Genomic DNA, 23,845 nt, shown 5'->3' on the forward strand with positions numbered 1-23,845 from the left:
AGGTACGGACTTAACAGGGAGTTGGTACGGACTTGGTATGGACTTGGTCATAAACCAACAGATCAGCAGAGGATTCCCGTCCTCTGAATTATCATTCTAAACCTAAACGTTTTCGTTCTTTTTCCTTATATTTGCTTGCAGAAACATAATACATAGAAACGAAATATAATATATTGTGAAAAACATATCAAAATATATCATCCTATTATTCCTACTGTTTAGCTTCTTGCCGGGCTATTCCCTCCCCTCTGTATTCCGGGGATTGTCCGTCACCGAAGGGCTTTCCGACTTAGTAGTGAATGCACTTTATAAAGATTCCATTGGTTATGTTTGGATAGGTACCGGCAATTCTCTGGAGCGTTTTGACGGCACACGCCTGAAACATTTTTTGATTTCGGGAGCAAATGAAAAGATCAAGCGAGTCAATGCCATTGCCGAAATGGAAGGCAACCAGATATGGATGGGAAACGGCATGGGACTTTGGCGGGTGAATACCGAAAAAGATATTCTCGAACCGATTGCCGCCGAAACATTACACTACGGTGTCCGCACACTTCTACCTGATGGGAAAGGTACTTTATATATAGGTAGCGAAGCTGGTCTGTTTATCTATAAAAACGGGAATCTGGACCAGATACTTATAGACCCCAATGTCCTTTCGGTCTCTAATGTCATCACCGGACTCACTCTGGGTGAAGAAGGTCTTCTCTGGATATCCACCAACGACGGACTTTATTCCCTAACATTGGCTGACAAGAAAATTACTCCGTATCATAATATAGTAGAGGACAAACATTTTTGCTCTTACAATAACATCACCCGCATTGGCAACGTAATTTACCTGGGTACAATGGGGCAAGGCATCATCTGTTTCGACATACAGACGCATAAGTTTAAGCATTTTGTCGACGTAGGCTGTAATGTGATATCTTCCTTATCCAGTGATGGTAAAGATATGTTGTATGTGGGTACCGATGGAAACGGGGTTCATTTCATTTCGACCCAACAAATGAAACTTCTACGCTCTTTCCGCCATGAACCGGGAAAAGAAGAAAGTATCCGTTCCAACTCCGTGTACTCACTTTTGGTAGATCGTGACGGCCTCATCTGGATAGGCTTCTATCAGCTGGGACTAGACTACAGCTTATACCAGAGCGGACTTTTCTCTACTTACAGTTATCTCCCGTATTTTGACTCCAAAGATATGCCCGTCCGTAGTATCGCAATCACTGAACATGAAAAGTTAGTCGGCTCCCGCGACGGTTTATTCTACATAAACGAAGAGCAACGGCGTTTCAAAAACTTTAAATCTCCCGAATTGCGTTCCAGTATGATCTTCTGTATCTACAAATTTCAGGATAAATACTATATCGGAACATACGGCGGCGGCATGTACATATTCAATCCTGCTGATCTTACTATCCACGACTTCGAACCCAATGAACCACAACCTTTCATGCGGGGACAGATTTTCAGTATAAAAGCGGATGCCAAAGACCAATTGTGGATAGGTACCTCAATGGGGCTCTATTGCTATAAGGATGGAAAAAGAATCAAGCACTACACCAGTGCCAACTCCAAACTACCTGAAGGGAATGTTTATGAAATCTATTTCGACTCCACCCATAAAGGATGGATTTGTACGGAAAATGGCATGTGTATCTGGGACCCCTCTTCCGAAAGTCTAAAAACCGACATCTTCCCGGAAAACTTTATTCATAAAGAAAAGATCAGAGTTGTATATGAAGACTCCGACCATAATCTTTATTTCCTGCCGGACAAAGGCAGTATGTGTATATCCGATCTCTCCATGAGCCGTTTCAGAAGGTTGCAACCTGATACACAACTGGAAGGAAAAGATGGTATGTTTATATTGGAAGATGACGAAAAATGGCTCTGGATAGGAACCAATAACGGACTCTACCGCTACGACAAGAAAGAAACTTTTATTCCCTATAATTTCATAGATGGTATTCCCAGTTCTATTTTCACATTGTGCCCTCCCATACAGGACCAGCAGGGAAATATATGGATGGGAAATTCCAAAGGTCTGATTTATATGAATTTCAAGGAAAATAATCAGATGAAAAGATACACTTATCCGCTGACTATTACAGATATTTACGTCAACGGAAAGAAATCGCTTCATCCTGTTATTGAAAGTGGAAAAGTTCCTGAAATACAACTTGAATCTTCCCAAAACAACCTGACTTTTCATTTCTCCGGCTTTACCTATACCGAACCGGCTTATATGACTTATGAATATAAATTGGAAGGTGAAGATGAGGACTGGCAGATATTGACCGGAAAGTCCGATATTACTTATTATGATTTGTCATCCGGAAACTATCTCTTCAAGTTACGTTATATCGGGAACACTGATTCTGAAGTATGTACAGCCGTCCACATTGCCTATCCTGTAGAAACATGGAGCATTATTGCCGTTTCCATAGCTTTAGCTTTTATCGGCTACATATATTATCAGCGAAAGAGAAAAACGAAGCAAATCAAAGTCATTCAACCTCAGTTATCGGAAGGAATACAGGAAGCTGAGAAGCAAGAAAAGACAGCTGAAGTAAAATACAAAACCAACAAGATAAGTGTAGAGGAATGTCAGCACCTGACAGAGAAACTAGAGGCCCTGATGCACCGTGATAAGCCCTACACCAACCCCGATTTGAAAATAGCTGACCTGGCAACTATGCTCGGCAGATCGGCCCATACCCTATCTTATCTATTCAATCAACATTTGAATCGTAATTATTACGATTATATCAATGATTACCGCATTGAAGAATTCAAACGTCTTATCAATGAAGATGAGTATTCCAAATATACGCTGGGAGCGCTTGCCGAACTTTGCGGTTTCAGTTCACGCGCCTCTTTCTTCCGCTACTTCAAGAAAGCTACCGGTATCACTCCCAATGAATATATCCGGAACATCGGAAAGAATAACGAGTAATCTATATAGTATTAAAGCATATTCTATTATTTTCCGCAATAATCTTACTGTATATTGAAAGATTATTGCGGTTTTTATTACAGTAAATGGAAGGAATATAGAAAAAGAATCATTAAAAGTTTGATAATAGAATAATAATGTGAAAGTTTTCAGTTAATACTCTTCAAAGAGTCTCAAATTATTAGTTGATACTATGAGTCTCAAATTATTAAGTTGCTATTTATTAGTGACTTAATTTATTTTTAGTCCAACTTAATGAAGTGAGATTTGTTAAGCACTCTAAGGAAATGTTTTCCATTTTTTACCTTTTATATTTGCAATCGTAACGCTAATGTAAAACGTAATCAAAGTCTGAAACATGGAAAACCCAACGATGACATCCACTCAATTAGTAGCTGACTCTTACGCGAGTTATCATCGCTCTGTTTATCTCTATATCTATTATAGAATAAATAGTAAAGAGGAAGCCGAAGATTTATCTCAAGACGTATTTCTGCGTCTGATGGACTACAAGAAAATGCTTCGTCCGGACACCGTGAAATATTTCATTCACACCATAGCCCGCAACCTGGTGAACGACTACTTACGCCGCCACTATAAGAAACAGGAAATAACCTCTTATATGTATGAGCATGCAGTAACCTACACGAATGAAACCGAAAGTCAGATTATTGCAAAGGATTTACTATCCTTAGAAAAGCGTAAACTACAAATGCTTTCCGACCAACGCAGAAAAGTCTATGTACTGAATCGCTTTCAAGATAAATCCGTCTCAGAAATTTCCATGAGTCTGAATATCTCCCATCGTACGGTTGAGAACCATTTGTTCGCCAGCCGTAAAGAGATACGGGAGTTCATCAAACAATGCATCTAATTAGATTAAATAATAGTGTTAATTTTAAATTTATAGTTTATGAAGAAAGATTTGCTAAAGTTCCCGTTAAAGAGAGTTCTTCTCTCTACGGTGATTTTGTGTTCTCTATCTGCCATAATCAGCTCCTGCGGAGAAGAAGAAGGCAGAATTTCAGTTAATGATGCGGCACCGGAAAAGGTTACCAATGTAACGACTAAAGCGGGGCCGGGTGAAGTTACGTTAAGTTGGACCAACCCTGCCAGTTCCAGTTTCATGTACACAAAGATTGAGTACACGAATGCAAAAGGTGAAAAGAAATATGAATTGATTTCCAAAGAAAGAGGTTCAACGGCCACAATCAAAGGTTTTGCAAACACTGATGTCCAGTCTTTTTCATTGTTTGCCTGCTCTGTAAGAGGGAATAACTCCGGAGCCGTTGATGTCTCACAAGCACCGGACTCCCCCGCGTTTCTGGAAGTTGTCAAGACCGTCACTCTTGCACCGGTACTGGGTGGAGTGCTTGTAGATTATGAAAATAACTACAACACGACGGTTGTAATAGCATTAGATTTTCATGCAGCAAGTGACCCAAACAAAGCAGGTTCAGCTAAATTTCAAGCTCCCGCTAAATCCAAAGGACCTCAACTTGTGATGCTTACCGATGCCAACAACGAATTTCTCGCAGGCGAATGCATCGTTAATGTCAGTGCTGAAGACGAATATGAAAACGCTTCGGAGCCTAAAGCACTAAAAGCTACTCCCATCCCAGCTATGAAGATAGACCGCAGCAACTGGACTTTCCCGGGATATAATGAAAATTCCAGTGACGGCACTATAGGTTACAGCTCGCAAGAAGCTATAGGCGAAGGAAACCAGGACGGTTTGAAAAATGGCCGTGTAACTTCTATGATAGATAGCAGCCTGAAAACTTACTGGCATGCTTCTTGGAAAACTCCTTCTACAAGTTATCCACATTGGTTCATCCTTGATATGGGTAAGGAAATCACTGTAGCAAGCGTTGAACTGACCCGTCGCCAAGGTGATGCCAGAGGCCAAAAAGGACAGAAGATTTACACTTGTACCGAAGCCGGTGCAGCAGATCCCGGCAATCCGAATAGTTGGAGTTGGATAGATCATGGTTCATTTGCTTTCGATCCCAACAATAATGCTCCGCAATCCTTCGGTTTATCAACGACCCCGAGAGCCAGATATATCAAAGTCTACTTCGGAACAGAACATAAAGGTACAGGAGGCCAGGCAATGCTTGCAGACCTGAATGTTTATGGCGCTGAATAAAAAATCTAATACTATAATTTAAGCAAATAGTTTATATCATGAGAAAAAGAATAATATTCGCAGCGGCTTTATGCCTGACGGTAATCTATCCTGCATATAACGCAAATGCTGCAACGGAAGTGGCTCAGGAAGTGCAACAAGCCCGAACCATTCGAGGTAAGGTTGTTGACAACAACGGAGAACCGGTTATAGGCGCTAATGTCATGGTGAAAGGTACAACTAACGGTGTGATTACGGATATAGACGGTAATTTCGTCCTGAATAATGCAAAAGGCACATTGGTTATCTCTTACATCGGTTATAAAACAGTTGAACTCCCCATCGGTGACAAGACGAACTTCAACGTAAAGCTAGTGGAAGACTCCGAACTGCTGAGCGAAGTTGTGGTAACCGGTTATGGTGTGGCCAAAAAGGCTTCCTTGACCAGTGCCATTTCCCAAGTTAAGGGTGATGACGTGTTCAAGAACAGAGGTATTGCCAATACTACTCTGGCTTTACAAGGCGAGGTTCCGGGATTGGTAGTAACACGCAGTTCTACCCGCCCGGGTAGCGAAGGAGCAGCGATTAAGATTCGTGGTGATGTTTCCATGAATGGCAATGATCCGCTAATTATAATTGATGGGGTTGCCGGTTCACTGAGTGAGTTGAACTCTATGGATGGTAACGATATTGAAAATATTTCTGTTCTGAAAGATGCTTCGGCTGCAATTTATGGCGCACGTTCAGCATCGGGTGTCATCTTGGTGACTACCAAACGCGGTAGGAAAGGTAAGGCTCAAGTATCTTACAGCGGCACAATCAGCCGTACCATTGATGGTATTCAGGCACCTCTTACAAACAATCAGGAGTGGCTGGACATGTTCTTTGAGGCACAATACTATGATACGGCTGCCAGTAATCCGAAGCTGACGGACCCACGGGAAATTTATCAGAATTTAAATTGGTGGATATTCAATAGTTTTGGTGGACAATCAGTAGCAAAAAATAGTAAAGGTAAATGGGCACCGAACTACAAGGATATTGATCCGGATACCGGTGCTCCTATGATGTATAAAGGTGACAAACTGTTCAATGCTTTGCGGGCAGGAAGATCCATCTTTGCACAGAATGGGAATAAGATTGAAAGTTGGATGCCTTCAAACTACATGTTAGATGCATTTTATGGACAGGCAACATCACAGAAACACTCAGTCAGTATCTCAGGAGCTGATGAAAAATTTGCATATAGAGCTTCTTTGAGCTACAGTGATGCCAATTCACAACTGAAAGTAGCCGAAGACGGTGAAAGGAAATATGGAGCCCGCTTGAATGCAGACTATCAGCCTATTGATATCTTGAAATTTGAAACCGGCATGTCTTATGAGAAAAAAGACAAAAGAACACCCAGCACAGATGTGGGTGGAGGATATTTTGATCCTTGGTTCTGGGCCCTTTTGAATGAAAATGGTGATGCCTATGATACTTTCAGTGGAAACCGTAATCCATACGGAGGCTTGCTGCAAGGCGGTCAAAACACAACTTCACTTACTACTTTCCGTGCCACAGGGAAAGTGACGCTCGATTTAAATAAGTGGGTAAAAGGATTCGACCTTTCGGCTACCGGCGCCTATAAAATGGTTCGTGAAGACTATACGGAGCAGATAAACAAAGTACAATATTATGACTGGGCAGGAACAGAAACCGGAAACAAGCAAGGCCCCGGTTCGCTAAAAGAACAAAACAAGAAATGGGAGAATGTTACTTTAGGAGCATTTGCTAATTATGACCGTATGTTTATGAATGTTCACCATGTAAAAGCTATGTTGGGTATGACTGCTGAGCAAGAAACCTATAAGCAGATCGGAGCGAAACGCAGCATGGGGCCTCTTTATCCCGGTTCCGACTTGGTTGACCTGGATGTCTGGATTAGCGGTACTAACAATGAGGCTTATGGCGGACAATATTCATGGGGCTTTGTATCTTATCTTACCCGTTTGAATTATGACTATGCCGGCAAATATCTGGTAGAATTTTTGGGGCGTCGTGACGGTTCGTCCAAATTGGTAAAAGAACAACGTTGGAAAAATTTCTATTCGGTTTCCGGTGGTTGGATTATCTCTAATGAGGATTTCATGAAAAGTTTTACTTGGTTAAGTAATTTGAAGTTGCGCTACAACTATGGTAAGATGGGTAGTGTAAACGGTATCGGTAACTATGAATCCTATGCACTGATTAAAACCGGAGGTACTGTACTGGGAGTCAGTCCTTCTTCCCATACTTCATTCAAGCTGGATGGTATGCGTTCGGGCGAGCGTAGCTGGGAAACGATTGAGAGCCACAATGCCGGTATAGATATCGCTTTTCTGGACCATAGACTGAACGGCTCATTCGATTACTTTGTGAAGACCAATACAGGTATGTTTATTGGAGTTACCTATCCTTCTATCTTGGGAGCCGGTGCACCGAAAAGTAACGATGGTAAATTCCGGACGAAAGGTTGGGAAGCAACAGTGAACTGGAGAGATCAAATTGGTGGTGTAAAGTACAATTTAGGTTTCTCTCTGGCAGATTACAAATCAAAGGTATTGCAATTTACGGATATGACCAACGTCCCATTCCCGGGAAATTTGGGTCGCGGTGACCGTATTGAAAATTGGAATGGCAACGCTAAGAATTACTATCTGGTAGGCAAATCGCTTTCGCCGGTCTACGTCTTCCAGACAGACGGTATTTTCCAAACCCAGGAAGAAGTAGATGCATATTATGAAATGTATTATTGGAATGCAGACCACACCGCACCAAAGGCAGGTAACATCATTCCTGCTCCGGCTGACTCAGGTACCGGCCGCCTTCGTCCGGGCGCTCGTAAGGTAGTCGATTTGGATGGTGACGGTGTCATTACAAAGGATGATATCTATTATGCCGGCGACAGAGACCCGCATCTTACGTTCACCATCAAAGCCGGATTGGAATGGAAAGGAATTGATGTCAGTGCCTTCTTCCAAGGAGTGGGAAATCAGGTAGTTTTACGTCAGGGCCAGATACCGTACCTTTGGAGAACAAACTATGTGATGCAAAACAAGACCTATATGGGTAAAACGTGGACACCGGAGAATACGGGTGCTGAATATACCATTGCCTCACGTGATCAAAATTTCAACGCTTGGAATTATCAATATAAAGACGTCAGCTTGCAGAAGAACAGATACATCCGTCTGAAATCGTTGGTAGTAGGTTATACACTTCCAAAACAATGGACGGCAAAGGCCGGACTGAACAAAGTGAGGCTCTATTTCTCAGGAGACGATTTGTGGGAATGGACCAAGGTGAAAGACGGATACGATCCTGAGTTTGGCGAAGAAACCAATAACTCTTTCCCATTCAGCCGTTTGCTTTCATTTGGCGTAGACGTAACATTCTAAATTAACCTTTAAATACGAAAGAAATGAAAAGTATAATAAACAGAATATTTATAGCATCGGCATTGACTTTTTCTTTGTCGGCTTGCAGTGACTTTCTTAATAAAGAACCTTTGTCACAAGGCACGGAGGCGATTGTCTTCAAAACTCCCGAGCATTTTGAACAGGCTGCCTACTACTTGTACGATCTGTATGGATGGGACTACAATGCAATGGACCGCAATCTTGATATTTCCGGTCTGGGAAGCAACGGTGGTGGTACTGCTCCCGAAAGTAGCGGTAGCTGGGGTGGCCCTTATGGGCAAATCCGCGATTGCAACATCCTGCTGGAAAAGGCTGAAGAATATGCGGGAGATAAGAATGCAATATCCCACGCTGTAGGAACCGCCCACTTCTTCCGCGCCTGGCAGTATTTCAAACTTTTAAAAACTTACGGCGGAGTACCTATTGCAGACCATTCATTGGATTTGACCGATCCCACATTGCAGGCTCCACGCAACAGTCGCTATGAAGTTGCCAATTTTATTATCAACGACTTAAAGGAAGCAGTAAAGCTGCTTACGAAAGAAAAAGATATTCCGGATGCCGATAAAGGCAAGATAAGTAAAGAAGCCGCCCAATCTTTCCTGGCACGAGTAGCTCTTTATGAAGGAACATGGGAGAAATATGTTCCAAGCATAGGGTATGACTTGGATGGCGATGGCACAAATTCGGGAGCCGGTACTGCAAAACCGGAAGGTTACCCTTCGGTAACAGAACTGTTGACATTGGCGAAAACAATGTCCAAAGACGTCATTACCGAAGCTGAAACCGGAACTTTTAAGCTCTGGAATGAATGCGATTCGTTGAGTTACTACTACCTCTTCAATATTGATGATGCAGAAGGTAATATTCCTAACTTTAAGGGCAAAGGAAAAGCCACCAACAAGGAATTCATCATTTATAGAAAGTACGATTTCAACATTGCTAAGCCCAATAAGAACATATCGCATACTGTCATTGTTGGTTTGGCAACGTCCATCAGCCAGCAGTTTGGCGAATCCTTCTTATGCCGTAACGGTTTGCCTATCCGCATCTGCTATACCGGTAACATGGCAAACGCGCAAAACAATCCGCAGTTTGAAGGTTACAAAACCTTTGTTGGAGAATACCGCAATCGTGATTACCGTTTTATAAGCTGCACCTATATACCCGACCGCACTTTCTGGAGTAGTCGTGTAGAAGACGGGCGTCAATTAACCGCTACCGGAAAACCTTATCCGGATCCGGTCTTTCCCCAAAATGATGAAGTTTATAATCCGGGGGATCCTGCTTACAGTAGTTCTTGCGGTGTTTTTAAGCCGACTCTTCGCAATAACAGTACCGCCAGCGGCTATGGCAGCCGTAAATATTTAATCGAAGGTGCCAACCGTCCAAGTAATACAGAGTCTGCCGACTACCCCAATCTCCGTCTGGCCGAAGTACATTGCATCTATGCCGAAGCTACTTGCGAACTGAACGGAGGAAATATTTCCGATGAAGATTTGGATTTCTCTATCAACAAGAATCGCGCCCGTGCCCGTGTAGCACCGTTGACCAATGCCTTGATTGCCAATGTATGGGATGCAGGCTATTGGGATTACGAACAGAATAAGACAGTCTGCAAAAAGATGAATATGTTGGACGAGATCCGCCGCGAACGTGCTTGCGAACTCTTCGGTGAAGGTCATCGTATGGACGACTTGAAGCGTTGGGGTATTGCGCATATCAATCTGGTTGGTCAGAAACTGGGACATTATGTATTAGGCACCGCTTACGAAACAGAAAAAGCTAATAGCGCTCAATATTTCGGTGAGCCTTGCTACTATCCCGAGAAATATCCTTTGAGATATGGTATTTACGAAGGAACCGGTAAAAATGACCCTGATTATGGTCGTTCAATAGCCAATGACCCGACTACTTTGAACTTTATACAGCGTGATTATCTAACCCCTCTTCCTCTGGATCAGATGCGTCTGAATACAAATCTGAAGCAGAACCCGGGGTGGTGATAGTGTGAATTAAACTTGAATAGTATATTTATTAAAAAGAATAGCTTTATGAAAATTTTAAAATATATTCTGGCATTAATGCTTATGTTGCCGTTTCTGGCATCTTGCGACGATGATGAAGTGGGTAATCCCAATGTTAGTCCTCAGGATTTTGTAACAGTCAGCAACCGTACAGCACGCGTTTCTTTAGACGATGCATCCGGCATGTATGTATTGGATGAATATGTAAAAGCCGATACGCTTAATTATGAAACCTGCATCTTCATGGTAGACCGCAAGGTAGATCAGGACAAAGTAAAAGCCTTAGGGAATGTAACAGATGTCGTTTTTGGCGGTACAGGCATGAAAACGGATTACCGTCCTGCAGGTGCAACAACCAATAAGAAATGCTACCTGATACTGCTGAATAATATTTCTGCAAAGAAAGATGAATAATTGTTCTTTGCAGAAATATAAAGCGTGGTAGAATTGCAAAGTTTCAAGAGTCCGCAGTTTGTTACCAAAGCAATGAATTGCGGACTTCTTTTTTTGAGTAAATATCTTCCATTACTCGTATTATATAAGTCACATATATATAATATCATAAAATGAAATTAAAAAGTATACTATTAATTGTAGGTACAATATTAGGCGTTACTCACAGTGCCAATTCACAGAACCAGTTAGTTACCTACCCTGCACCGGAAGGGGCAGAATTGATGAGCGACTTCACCGTCCAGGTGAGGGAAGCCGGAAAAGATTGGAGACCTGTAGATACTTACATGGTCAAAGTAGATGAAGTGCAGAATACCAAGCATAATGTGAAAAAAGCCTCCATGAGTTATTTCGACTTCTCGGGCGAAGTGGAGGTATCGGTAACCTTCAATCATGGAACTGTCCGGACAGGTCGCGTCCGCCCGCTATCTTACGGAATAACTCCTTACATAGACGGCAACACCATGACTTTCAAGCTGGACCGTCCGCGTAACTTGTCGGTAGAAGTAAACGGAGATATTTTCCATAATCTTCATCTTTTTGCCAATCCGATAGATGAGAAGAAACCCAAAAAACTGAAGGATAAGAATCTGATTTACTTCGGTCCGGGCATACACACTTTTCCCGGAGACACACTGAATGTTCCGTCCGGAAAGACGGTTTATATAGCGGGAGGAGCTCTCGTAAAAGGATGCATCCAGGTGGTAAATGCTCAGAATGTGAAGATTCTGGGAAGAGGTATCGTTATTCCCGAACGCTGGGCAGGGCTACGTATCGTCAATTCCAAAAATGTATTAGTAGAAGGAGTTATCACTACCCAATGCCCCACAGGAGGATCGGACAGCATAACGATACGCAATGTAAAATCCATCAGTTCTTACGGTTGGGGCGACGGCATGAATGTATTTGCCAGTAACAATGTATTGTTCGACGGCGTATTTTGCCGTAACTCCGACGATTGCACCACCGTCTACGGAACTCGTCTGGGATTTACCGGCGGTTGCAAAAATATCACCATGCAAAACTCTACCCTTTGGGCGGATGTAGCGCACCCCATCTTTATCGGTATTCACGGAGACGTTGAAAACCCTGAAATTCTGGAAAACCTGAATTATATCAATATCGACATTCTGGACCATAAAGAGAAGCAATTGGATTATCAAGGCTGCCTCGCCATCAATGCAGGCGATAATAATCTGATCCGCAATGTGCGTTTCGAGAATATCCGGATAGAAGATTTCAGACAAGGACAGTTAGTCAATTTGCGCATCTTCTACAATGAGAAATATTGCAAAGCACCGGGCAGAGGCATTGAGAATGTATTGTTCAAGGACATCTCCTACACGGGAGAGAATGCAGAAGTTTCCATGATTATCGGTTATGACAAAGAACGGAAAGTGAAAAACATTCGTTTTGAAAACTTGCAAATAAACGGTGAAGTGATTTATGATGACATGCCCGATAAACCCAAATGGTATAAGACCGGAGATATGGCACGCATCTTTGTAGGCGAACATACAGAAGAGGTTACATTCCGGAAATAATGCTATCATTCTATCATGCTGAGCGTAGTCGAAGCATCTTTTCTTCATGCAAAAAGGGAAGAGATGCTTCGACTACGCTCAGCATGACAGATACCCTGCCTTACCCCTCTCCCCTCATCAACTAATTTATCATTGCAAAGCAGTTTCTTATTTCCCTCTTCTCTGTCCTCTCTGAGGTCTCATGCTCTGATACTTTTTATACTGTTCGTCCGTCAGAATCTTTTTGAGTTTCGCATCTGCCTCATTACGTTTTTTCTCCATTTCTTCGCGTGAAGGTCTTTCGCCCGAAGCATTTCTGTTTGGTCTCATTTCCTCCATTACCGCCTTAAATTCTTTAGCCTGAGTTTCATTCAGTCCCAGATCCGTCACCATCTGTTCAATACGCTTTGACATGTCAGGACGTCCACCTCTGTTATCCTGAGCCATACATACTGCCGAGCCCATAAACAGAACAACGGCCAAACCTAAAATTTGCTTCTTCATAATTCTAATGCATTTAAAAGTGAGTTATATTTTCATTGAATTCACCAATATGTATCTATGACTCTTCTCACATGAAACAGTTTAATCCCGCCAGCAAGAAAATCGACTAAGAGGAAGTTTTTATAGATGAAACAGAAACTATTCTCTCCCCAAGTCAAGGGGATGAAAACAAATTTCTTATATAAAAATCCCTTCTTATACACAAAAACAATTATTTTTGCAGATATAACTTTTTCTACTATGACACGAAAGCTTTTCCTCCTCCACCTCCTGTCTTCTGTTGCCTCCTTTCAGCCCAAGCAACCGGACAGATATCCGATCTCATCATTATCGGAAAAGACACTTTTATATTGGAAACGTGCCCGATAGAGCACGATTCAATCTTAATGCCGGATTTCTACACAATGAAAGTTTTTCGATAGTTGTCAGCACTCCAGCACTAAGACAGCTAATATACAATAAAACAAACGGTTGCCTTATGCTGGCAACCGTTGCGACCAGTGCTGACAAACTGTTTATCAGCACTGTTTTTTTCGATATATTTACGGATTTCCCGATTTAACCTCCTGTGGTTCAGCACGTACATATACTTTATGCGAACCTTGCCCAATTGTGCTCAAATATCCCTTTTCCACAAGCAAATTGAGGTCATTCAGTGCTTTATTTTTCAAAAGTCCCGTAACACTGCTGTAATCTTTGCGAGTGATGAATGGATGCGTCTCCAAAAACACCAGTAAACGACGGTAACGTTCGGCACCGCTAAGTTCCGCACTTTTACGAAAACCATACTTGGCGCGCTCCACAAAACCGGCACACCGTTTGCGGAAATCGGGCGATACACGAAAGTGTACTTTACTGAAGAAGATAGTCTGCGCATGGATTTCTTTCGGGTCCATCACCGGACGGCCTTGCAGGCCTGCCGAAAAATATCCCATGTCGCCCAGCTGAACGTGGTGTCCTTCGGATAAATAATATGAAACCCGATCCTCTATCGCCGCCAACAAACCATGAATATCACCGGGGCTGAAACTGGACATTCGGGAAATGTCACTAACCAAACGCTCTGTGTCAATCGTACCCTTGTTCACGATGCGGGGATACAAGGGTTGTAATTCGCCGTCACCCTTCGGGTTAGGTCTTCTTTGGAAGTCATACTGTGCTGCCATTGTTTTTTGTTTCTGTTTAAAGGGTTAATACTGTTCTTCTTAAGTGATTGAAAGCCAAAACAAGGCAGAGAAATGTGCAGATAGTCTGTCGTTTTTGTGCTTTTGGCTTAGGATAAATGTTCTTATACTTATTCCAAAACTTCGTCCTGCAATTGCGGGCTGTCCGGTGGGCAGTTGCAGGCTGTCCGGTTCCCATATCGAAACCGTCGGGCCCGCAATTGCAGGACGAAGTTTTAGAGTAAGCAAAGATACGAAATCAATAGGGCAAAAGCAAGTTTTCCCTTAAGTATTCGTTAATTTTTCTCATGCATTTAGGACGACAGTCTTTAAGGATAAATAGAATCATAAAAGGCATTTATAATTTGCTTTCAGCGCATATTATGCGTACCTTGCGGTCGCTAAGGAATAACCCTTATTGCTCAATTATTTCAAAACACATATACGGATGAAAATAACTCTTATCAGAGAAGACCGGGAGAGTGGAAAAGAAACCCTCAGCACCTGCGAAGCTGACGCATGGATAGACCGGATAAAAACAGAAACCAAAGAGGAACACGTCACAAGATTGCGCTCCATGCTCCTTTACACGAATCCTGACAGCGGAGGATACTATGAACACATCGACAAGTTGCCGCGCATTTATCCCTCCGTGGAATTCGGAAGAAGCAGAGACAACGGGCGAAAACTGAAACACTACAACGGCGTAGTGATGTTGGAAGTAAACCATTTGGCCGGATTGTCCGAAGTGGAACTGGTGAAACGGCAGGCGGCTTTGTTACCGCAAACTTGGGCGGCTTTTGCCGGAAGCAGTGGACGGAGTGTGAAAATCTGGGTGAAATTCGCCCTGCCGGACGGAAATTTGCCGGTGAAAGAAGAAAACATAGAGTCTTTTCACGCACATGCCTACCGCATGGCCGTGCAATGCTACCAGCCCATATTGCCGTTTCCCATCACGCTGCGAGAGCCTTCTATGACGCAAAGCTGCCGCATGACGCTTGATGCATATCCCTACTTCAACCGGCAAGCCATTCCTTTCTGCCTTGAGCAGCCCTTCGGTATGCCCGGCGAAGAAACTTTCCGGCAACGCCAACTGACGGAAAAGAACCCATTGTCAAGACTGAAACCGGGTTACGAAACCTCGCAGACCTTCACATTATTGTTTGAAACAACCCTCAGCAAAGCACTGAATGAAATGGAAGAATGGAAACGGGGCGACGACTTGCAGCAACTGCTGGTGTGCCTGGCAGAACACTGTTTCAAGGCAGGCATACCGGAGGAAGAGACTGTACGCCAAGTCATGATACATTATTTCAAGCAGGCGGACGAACCAACCGTGCGGACAACTGTCCACAACCTCTATCAGGAATGCAAAGGATTTGGCAAAAGAAAATCGCTGACACCGGAACAAGATACTGCTTTCCGACTAAATGAATTTATGGAACGCAGGTACGAATTCCGCTTCAACGCTTTGACGAACGACCTGGAATACCGGCAACGGGACTCCATTCATTTTTATTTCAAACCCGTAGACCAACGCGTAAAAAACAGCATAGCCATGGATGCCCTGCAAGAAGGCATCCGTGTGTGGGACAGGGATGTAAACAGGTATTTATCCTCCAATCGCGTACCGCTTTATAATCCGGTGGAAGACTATCTCTGCAACCTGGGCCGTTGGGACGGAAAAGACCGTGTCCGCGCGCTGGCCGACCTTGTGCCCTGCAACAATCCTCATTGGAGGGAACTTTTCTACCGCTGGTTCCTGAATATGGTGGCGCATTGGAGGGGGCTCGATAAGTTGCATTCCAACAGTACATCTCCCCTATTGGTGGGTGCGCAGGGTTTTCGGAAATCGACCTATTGCCGCATCATCCTTCCACCCGAACTCCGTTTCGGTTACACCGACAGCCTGGACTTCAAGAGCAAACGGGATGCAGAACTATACCTGGGACGCTTTATGCTGATCAACATCGATGAATTCGACCAGGTCAGTATCAATCAACAGGGTTTTCTGAAGCATTTATTGCAAAAGCCTGTTGCCAACCTGCGCAAACCGTATGGCAGCAGTATACAGGAAATGCGGCGCTATGCCTCGTTCATCGGGACAAGCAATCAGAAAGACTTGCTGACCGATCCGAGCGGTAGCCGCCGTTTCATCTGCATAGAAGTGACTGCACCGATCGATACCAACGTAACCATCAACTACCGCCAACTCTATGCACAGGCGATGGAAGCCATCGTAAAGGGCGAACGTTATTGGTTTGATGATGCCGATGAGGCTATTTTGCGCGAAACAAACCGGGAATTCGAGCAAATGAGCCCGGTTGAGCAGTTATTCCACTGTTACTTTCGTTCACCGGAAGAGGGAGAAGAAGGCGAATACTTATCTCCCATGCAAATACTGGAACATCTACGGAGCAAGAACAGGGATATAAAGCTGACAGCAAGCAATGTAAATCACTTCGGAAGGATATTGCGGAAGAATAATCTGGAATATAAACGAACTTGCAAAGGCATTGTATACCGGGTAGAAAAGTTATAATAATTTATTTTCAATAGATTAAATGGAGTTGTGCTGAAGTGCTGACAAACTATGCAAACCTATTATTGAAAAAAAAACTTCCAGTTGTCCACTACACCCCTAATAATTATTGATAAGTATCTTTATAGGTGTATATAACTTTAACATGTTCGTATTTCGCTTTCGTATATGATTTTAGATTTCAGCATTTTTGTTTCTTAAATAAGTGCAACAATTGTATCCCTATCCCCATTGTGAGCATACGTTCTTTTTTATTTGCCAATAAGTTTTGAGTCCAGTTAAGTAATCCTCCATCACCTATTTCATGTTCTACCCCATCAATAATAATCTTAGCTTTAATTCTAATGCCGTAGTAATAATTATTATGTGAATCTGATTTGGCAATACGAATATCCAAACCGCTATTTTTAATATAAAATAATGTATCTGATACCAATTGACTTTTTTCATCATATCCTTTGCAGGGTATAATTTCAAAGAATATATTTTCAAACCCAAAGACTTCTTTGCAGACCTTCTGTGTTATGGCTAAATGTTTATGTAATTCAGTTCTTTCAAATTCAAAACTACCCGTATCCATACCGCACGAGATTAGGCACAAAAGAGGAAAATGAGGCGTAAAATTGGGGTTTGAGAAAACCTGAGTTCTTATAACTCTTGATACATTACCAAAATTATATGTTTTCTCAGACAGTTCATTACTTTTCTTTAATGAAGCATAATGCAAAGCTATTGCATTTGTCGGGTCGGACTGAACTTCCGTGTTTCTTAGTGCTGTAAGAACTTTTTTTTGATTTACTGTTGCCATTACACTGCTTGTACCTAATTGAGCAACAGGGGATAACTCAATTAATTCATAGTTATTATTCGCAATTATTTTACAGCATTCCAATTCTTCCTCTTTAAATTCCAGAAAATCTAATTGTGCAGGTTTAGCCAATTTGTTTTTACTGTATTTACTCAATAAGGAAGATGGTGTTTCTTTTGTGATACGCCTGTCAAACACCTCTAATAGCAAAGAGTTTAACTCTGAACCACTCAATTTATCGGACAGTATATCAACTATTTCATTTAGATTACACCTGCTAATTATATGTTTTATTGCTTCATCTTTCATATATTCATAATGCTATATATGTATTCATTAAATATTCGTCCTTCTTTTATGACGGACAATTTAATAATTGCCTCTTTCTCAAATCCAATTTTCTCTAATACCCTCATTGATGCGACATTATATTCAAAAATATTTATATATACTCTATTGATGCCTCATTGATTAAAAGCTATAGCAACTAATTGTTTAACAGCTTCTGTTGCATATCCATTTCTCCAATATTGTTCGCCAATCCAGTATCCTATTTCTGCATCAATTCTATAAACATCACTTTGAGGGATTAAACTACAACAACCGACAAACTCATTTTCAGCATAGATACCTAAAACATCTTTATAGCTATTTGCTAATTCACATATTATATGAGGTGACACATGTTCAATTTTACGTAATTCTACCATATCAATACATTTATTTTCTCACTATGCCTATTTATGACGACAAACTCTAATTCACCTCGCTTCTTATTGTTATAATAATAGGGTGTATATCCGCACCCCCCTTGCACCTCTAAAGACTTCTACGGCTTCAGGATTATCTATGAAGTTGTAGAAACAAAACTACAATAATTACGCCACTTATCCAAAGGAAAGAGACGCTTTTCATGCCTCTTTTCCAAGAATAGAAAAAAATCCTTATATATTCAGAAACAAATAAGAAACATCGCTAAGCCATTAATAATCAGTACGAATACAACAAAAAAGTTCAAAACAAAAACAAGTATTTTTTAAACCAGAGCCAAAGGAAAAAATGATTTTTGGGGACCAAATCCAAAGCAAGTAATACTAAATCTGACTTCAATTGCGAAGATTAACAAACAATTCCACCAATTTATTGAGTGTATTTCAAACAATAATCGTATATTTAGAGGCGAAATCTATTTGATACACTGAGGATTGACTTTATCCCACTAATAATTATACCATATGAGACACACATTTATCGCTTTAATGGCCTTGTTGGCAGCAGGCAATTTATCTGCCCAACCAGAGACTCCTATTCGCATTGACATCAATGCAGGAAAGCAGATCGCAACCGTTACCAAACGTTTTAACGGTACTAATATCGAAGACCTCAACAATCAGACTAATGGAGGAATGTTCAGCCAGCTGATTCATGGGGAAGCTTTTGAAGAAAACATTGATGTGGATTTCCTAAACCTCGAGCGGAAAGACTATTCTAAAATCTACGTCGTGCTGGATGAAAGACGTATTCCGCATCTCTTGAATCAATCTAATGTGTACAGTAGGATCAACTGGAATAATCTTGGTGAGAAATATGATTTCAACTCTAATGACATTTATTCTGCCGGAAGATATGGCGCACCTGAGAATCTTTCGGGATGGATGTTCCCCGGTCGTTTTCTGGTCTATGATTCTCTTCCCGAAAACATTCAGAAGATTATGATGACACGGATCAATGGCAACGAACAGGTTTCAAAATACTGGTCGAAGCTGACTTCCGGAAATCCTCAATATAAATACGAATTGATACGTGACGGAAAGGCTTATATGGGACGCCAGACACAACGCATCTCTTTCGCCGCCGGAAACGGTGAGGTCGGTATTACCAATCATGGCCTTTATCGCTCGGGGATTATGTTCGAAAACGGGAAGTCTTATGATGGCATCCTGCGGATAAAAGCTGATAAACCGACTACCATCTATGTATCCCTTCGTGATGAGAACAACAATATCCTAGCTGAAAAGCCTTATCAATTGAAAGGTGACGGTTCTTATGAAAAGGTTGTTTATGAACTGACACCGAACGGGGCTACTATTAATGGCAGCTTCGGCATCTCACTCAAAGCTCCCGGCACCGTTGACCTCGGATTTGCCTTCTTGCAACCGGGCACATGGGGACGCATTGAAGGTGGATGGCCTATTCAAACTAAATTCACTGATGCACTGAAGAAGCAAGGCATCACCGCCTTCCGCTATAATGGCTCTATGGTAGACGTTGGTGCGGACACCTATCTCTATCGTTGGAAACTGATGCGTGGACCGATAGACGAACGCCGGATTACCTTCCGTAGTGGTTTTAATCCTTATGCTACCCATAGCTTTGGGTTCATTGAGATGCTTCAGGCAGCCGAAGTCATTAATGCAACAGCCATCATCGGTATGAGCATGAACGAGAGTTACGAGGATATCCGCGACTTCGTAGAGTATGTCAACGGACCGATAAGCTCGAAGTGGGGAGCCTTGCGTGCAGCAGACGGACACCCTCAGCCCTATAGTCTTAAATATATTCAGGTAGATAATGAACGTGGCATCTCCAGAGGGTATGTAGAGTGCATGAAGAAGTTTGCAAAGGCTGCGTGGGAAGCTGATCCCAATATGTCGATTATGACTTCGCTGAATATTGGAGGCAATGGATATAAGCGAGGTGGCACGGAGCAGCAGAAGCAGGAGATTGCACGCCTACGTACACAATTGACTGAACTCGAACAGGCACCTTCAGGTAAAGAGAGAGAAATACGCCGGATACAACAACAGATTCGTCAGCAGGAAGAGAACCTGGGTAGACAATACGAGCTTTCTTCCGAATTGGCAGGATGGTTCGTTGCTCAAGGTAAAGGCGACAAGCTGGCTTGGGACCCTCACTACTCGGGAGCTCGCGAGTTTGCCGACAGAGGAGATGCCTTCCTGAATGAAATGGGTATCAACCTGCAACGGGAACTGGCTAAGGATTATCCCGGTTTCAAGCTAAACCTGCATCCGATGGAAGAGAACGGCAGCCGTTGTGACTGGGATCGCGGATTGGCACATGCGCACAACTGGAATACCCTGCAACGTTACGGAGATTGCTTCCAGATGCTGGGTACCGCAAATACCTTCCAACCACACGGACTACAATATATGTGGGATCAGGGACGCATTCATTACACGCCCGATGCTATATGGTTCCAACCTTCCGCTCACATCGATGAGATGATGATGAAGACCTGGAAACCAAATGTGGTACAATCATCGAGCAGCGACCAAAGCCTGGACGTAACAGCTAAGATAAATGATGCAAAGACGGAAATGACCATCTATGTAGCCAATATGTCCGACCAACCTCAGGCAGCAATCCTGAATATTGAGAACTTCCGTTTCGGTAGCCGCGCAGAGGTGCAGACCATCGGTAATTGTGAACTGACGGAGTATAATACGTATGAGAATAAGGACAATGTAGTGTTTAAGTCTTCAAAGGCTTCTATTGCCCGCAAGAATGCCAAGTATGTATTCCCTAAATATTCGTATACGGTTATTACACTGAAGAAGTAGGTTTCGACTTGCTTGTGATGGAACAGACAACGGTTATTCTATGTATAGGGTAACCGTTGTTGTTTTCCTGATAACTATCATTCTCACAACAGATACTAAGGAAGGATTGAGTAGACTTCGCTTTTCATTCGTATGATATAAAGTCAGAAAATCAAAGATTTATGAAACAGATATTGAAAATAGCCGTAGCATTATTATTTGCTGCAACGAGTGTAACACATGCCCAATTAGTCACCTTCCCCGCAAGCCTGCGCCCGGGCATGCCACACAATGACGATTACATAGTTCGCGTCCGCATCATCGGGCAGGGAATATTAGATCACCCCATCCGCGGTATCGAGATTACAGATTTCCGGAATGTATTGATAGACAGTATCACGGTAGTTAATCCTGACCATTACACCGTTTTCGGCGGTGGAGCTACAGGCATAACAATCAGGAACCTGAAATCTTTCAGTTGCAAGGGTTGGAGTGATGGTATCGATCTGATGTGTTGCCGCAATGTACTTCTTTATGCGTAACTCGGATGACTGCATAGCCCTTTATAACCACCGCTGGAACTGGTGGGGCGGCTCGGGCGACATCACTGTGCAGAACTCCATACTTTGGGCAGATGTAGCGCATCCTATCAACGTAGGTGGTCATGGCGACCCGGACTCTCCTACGGGAGAGGTGATTGAGAACCTGATTTTCCGTAACATAGATATTCTGGAACACGATGAAGACGCCCCTCCCTACCAAGGTTGCATGGCGATAGACTGCGGTGACAAGAACCACGTTCGCAACATTCTGTTTGAGAACATCCGGGTAGAAAGCATTCAGAAAGGACGACTGTTCTAGGTGAAAGTGCGTTTCAACGGGAAGTACGACAAAGTACCGGGTAACAGCATCGACGGAATAACCTTCCGCAACATCACTTATACGGGAATCGGCGAAAATCCCTCTGTCATCGAAGGACTGGACAAAGAACGAACCGTAAAAACGTGACATTTGAAAATGTAGTAATCAATGGAGAACGGATGAAAGACCTGAAAAGAGTAGTAACCAATGATTTTATAAAAGGGATTAGGATAAAATGAACAATCACGGAGAAATAGCAGGAAATAATTGTCCCGGTGTAACCTTATCACTATTTTAGCGTCTCAGATTATGAACCAAATGAAAAACAAATAATGAAATTTATCAAAACTTTATGCCTTGGCGGCATAGTAACCACTATGCTCTTGAGCGGATGTACCCAGAAGAGCATTACTTTAGAAGGCAAAGTAACGAATACATCCGGCGCTCCCATTGTATATAACATCACTACTGATGGCATTTACTTACCGAACAAGATTGATACTTTACGTTTAAATGCAGACAGTACGTATCAGATTACCTTACCTGTAAACGGTAACGAAAAGCTGTCTCTTTTTCTATATGGTGAGCGAAACTTAGGTAGTATCTATCTTGCTCCGGGAAAACAGACGCTTGATATCGATGCTTCCAAATTTAATGAACTAAACCCGGTTGACGGTTTGACGAAAGAAAATGAAATCCTCAAGAAGTTGGCTGATCTGAATGAAAACGTATTTAATCTGCGTGCACGCCGGGGAGATATCTTTAACGTCGGTAAGGATACGGTTGCCTCATCCGTATATCAGAAGCTGACAGACTACGCCACTACATTAGAAAAAGAAGTGGCAGGGGTGGACGATCAGTTCAGGCAGAGAGCCATACAGGATATACGCTTACAGGCTTTGATGGCATATATGAATCAATATTTCGGTAACTACCGGAGAGGTTCCGAAACGGTCAAGAAGGAATGGGACGACGCTTACGCCCAGATGTTGGATTTTGCAAACGTCGGTCAGGCTGAAAGCGTGTTCTCTCCTGCATTTGCAGATGTCATATCGAATATGGCAGGCATAGATATTTTCATGCAACATGAAAGGCGCACGAATGATGACAATGAACGCAATCAGCTGTTATTCTATTGGTATAAAACAAATCTGCAAGGCCGGGTACAGGAGGCTGCAATGGGACTTCTCATTCTGGAAGACGAAAGCCGTGAGTATTTTGCAACCGGTATTCCTTCATTGTATGAGGAATTCAAGACATTATATCCCCAAAGCGTGCTAATGCCGAAATTAGAAACAGCGATACAGAAGAACAAAGCGTTCAATGAAACCGAACTTCCGAAAGACATTCATATATTGAATACGGACAGTGTACGCACCTTTAAGGAAATTACTGACTTATACCCGGGTAAAGTGATCTTCATCGACGTATGGGCTACCTGGTGCGGTCCTTGCCGTGCTTCGTTTGCACACATCAAACCTTTGCAGAAATATGCTGCTGAAAATGATATCGTGTTATTGTATGTTTCCATCGATACTCCCCAGAAAGCTGAACTCTGGAAAAAGATGACAGGGCACTATAACTTAAAAGGAGAGCATGTCATCATCAACGAGGCTTTCAAAATGGAAATTTATGAGAAGTTCGGGCGGAACGGCATACTGTCAATCCCGCATTATGCCATTGTCAATAAAGAAGGAACGCTGCAATTCCCATCGGCAGCCAGCCCGGAAAATATGGATAAGCTGATGGAACAACTGAAAGAAGCCTCTAAATGAACGATTATTAACGAATGCTAAGACTCATCGAAATACAGCAAAAACAGGTTCCCTTATCTTTGAGTAAACTCTATTCTTCGTTCGTATTAATTATAT

14 protein-coding genes and 1 pseudogene are annotated in these 23,845 nt (G+C 42.5%); 11 read left to right on the top strand and 4 right to left on the bottom strand.

Translation table 11 applies throughout. The features are described from left to right. Window positions 1-175 precede the first annotated feature (175 nt). The 7 genes from BACINT_RS16655 to BACINT_RS16685 all read left to right on the top strand — a co-directional run bounded on the left by BACINT_RS16655 (window position 176) and on the right by BACINT_RS16685 (window position 12,557). Window positions 176-2,962 (top strand): two-component regulator propeller domain-containing protein, encoded by a 2,787-nt coding sequence (locus BACINT_RS16655; protein WP_007665128.1) that lies wholly within the window; start codon window positions 176-178, stop codon window positions 2,960-2,962. Window positions 2,963-3,320: 358 nt separating this feature from the next. Next, on the top strand, window positions 3,321-3,836 hold the full coding sequence (locus tag BACINT_RS16660) for a sigma-70 family RNA polymerase sigma factor (RefSeq protein WP_007665129.1): 516 nt from the start codon (window positions 3,321-3,323) through the stop codon (window positions 3,834-3,836). A 39-nt stretch (window positions 3,837-3,875) separates the two neighbouring features. Then, window positions 3,876-5,111: a DUF4959 domain-containing protein gene (locus BACINT_RS16665; RefSeq protein ID WP_007665132.1), complete on the top strand. Its 1,236-nt coding sequence runs from the start codon at window positions 3,876-3,878 to the stop codon at window positions 5,109-5,111. Between the two features lie 38 nt (window positions 5,112-5,149). Continuing rightward, on the top strand, window positions 5,150-8,512 hold the full coding sequence (locus BACINT_RS16670; RefSeq protein ID WP_007665140.1) for a SusC/RagA family TonB-linked outer membrane protein: 3,363 nt from the start codon (window positions 5,150-5,152) through the stop codon (window positions 8,510-8,512). A gap of 23 nt (window positions 8,513-8,535) precedes the next feature. Further along, window positions 8,536-10,539, top strand: a complete 2,004-nt coding sequence (locus BACINT_RS16675; RefSeq protein ID WP_007665143.1) for a RagB/SusD family nutrient uptake outer membrane protein — start codon at window positions 8,536-8,538, stop codon at window positions 10,537-10,539. Between the two features lie 48 nt (window positions 10,540-10,587). Then, window positions 10,588-10,974 carry a hypothetical protein gene (locus BACINT_RS16680; protein WP_007665144.1) on the top strand — a complete coding sequence of 129 codons (387 nt, stop codon included), beginning with the start codon at window positions 10,588-10,590 and terminating at the stop codon, window positions 10,972-10,974. Between the two features lie 152 nt (window positions 10,975-11,126). Next, window positions 11,127-12,557, top strand: a complete 1,431-nt coding sequence (locus BACINT_RS16685; protein WP_007665149.1) for a glycosyl hydrolase family 28 protein — start codon at window positions 11,127-11,129, stop codon at window positions 12,555-12,557. 147 nt (window positions 12,558-12,704) lie between these two features. Here BACINT_RS16685 and BACINT_RS16690 read toward each other — a convergent pair whose 3' ends face one another. After that, complete coding sequence (locus BACINT_RS16690) at window positions 12,705-13,040, bottom strand: Spy/CpxP family protein refolding chaperone (protein WP_007665152.1); 336 nt, start codon at window positions 13,038-13,040, stop codon at window positions 12,705-12,707. Between the two features lie 542 nt (window positions 13,041-13,582). Beyond that, a complete protein-coding gene (locus tag BACINT_RS16695; protein ID WP_007665156.1) occupies window positions 13,583-14,206 on the bottom strand; it encodes an HU family DNA-binding protein in 624 nt (207 codons plus the stop codon). A gap of 445 nt (window positions 14,207-14,651) precedes the next feature. On the opposite strand from BACINT_RS16695, the gene BACINT_RS16700 reads away from it, so the two are divergent. Further along, window positions 14,652-16,745, top strand: coding sequence for a BT4734/BF3469 family protein (locus tag BACINT_RS16700; RefSeq protein ID WP_007665158.1), 2,094 nt, complete (start codon window positions 14,652-14,654; stop codon window positions 16,743-16,745). 181 nt (window positions 16,746-16,926) lie between these two features. Here the strand turns inward: BACINT_RS16700 and BACINT_RS16705 are convergent, their stop codons facing one another. Both BACINT_RS16705 and BACINT_RS23380 read right to left on the bottom strand, forming a co-directional pair. Next, entirely contained in the window at window positions 16,927-17,862 is a 936-nt protein-coding gene (locus tag BACINT_RS16705; protein WP_007665159.1) for a hypothetical protein, read from the bottom strand. A gap of 155 nt (window positions 17,863-18,017) precedes the next feature. Next, on the bottom strand, window positions 18,018-18,263 hold the full coding sequence (locus BACINT_RS23380; protein WP_007665160.1) for a GNAT family N-acetyltransferase: 246 nt from the start codon (window positions 18,261-18,263) through the stop codon (window positions 18,018-18,020). Window positions 18,264-18,788: 525 nt separating this feature from the next. On the opposite strand from BACINT_RS23380, the gene BACINT_RS24625 reads away from it, so the two are divergent. The 3 genes and pseudogenes from BACINT_RS24625 to BACINT_RS16725 all read left to right on the top strand — a co-directional run bounded on the left by BACINT_RS24625 (window position 18,789) and on the right by BACINT_RS16725 (window position 23,749). Continuing rightward, window positions 18,789-21,134: an alpha-L-arabinofuranosidase C-terminal domain-containing protein gene (locus BACINT_RS24625; protein WP_044155081.1), complete on the top strand. Its 2,346-nt coding sequence runs from the start codon at window positions 18,789-18,791 to the stop codon at window positions 21,132-21,134. Window positions 21,135-21,409: 275 nt separating this feature from the next. After that, window positions 21,410-22,213, top strand: a pseudogene (locus BACINT_RS16720) (glycosyl hydrolase family 28 protein); the annotation flags it as partial. 93 nt (window positions 22,214-22,306) lie between these two features. Next, window positions 22,307-23,749, top strand: coding sequence for a redoxin family protein (locus BACINT_RS16725; protein WP_007665165.1), 1,443 nt, complete (start codon window positions 22,307-22,309; stop codon window positions 23,747-23,749). The last annotated feature ends 96 nt before the right edge of the window (window positions 23,750-23,845 follow it).

It is taken from the genome of Bacteroides intestinalis DSM 17393, assembly GCF_000172175.1.
In the GTDB taxonomy this organism is placed as follows: Bacteria; Bacteroidota; Bacteroidia; order Bacteroidales; family Bacteroidaceae; genus Bacteroides; species Bacteroides intestinalis.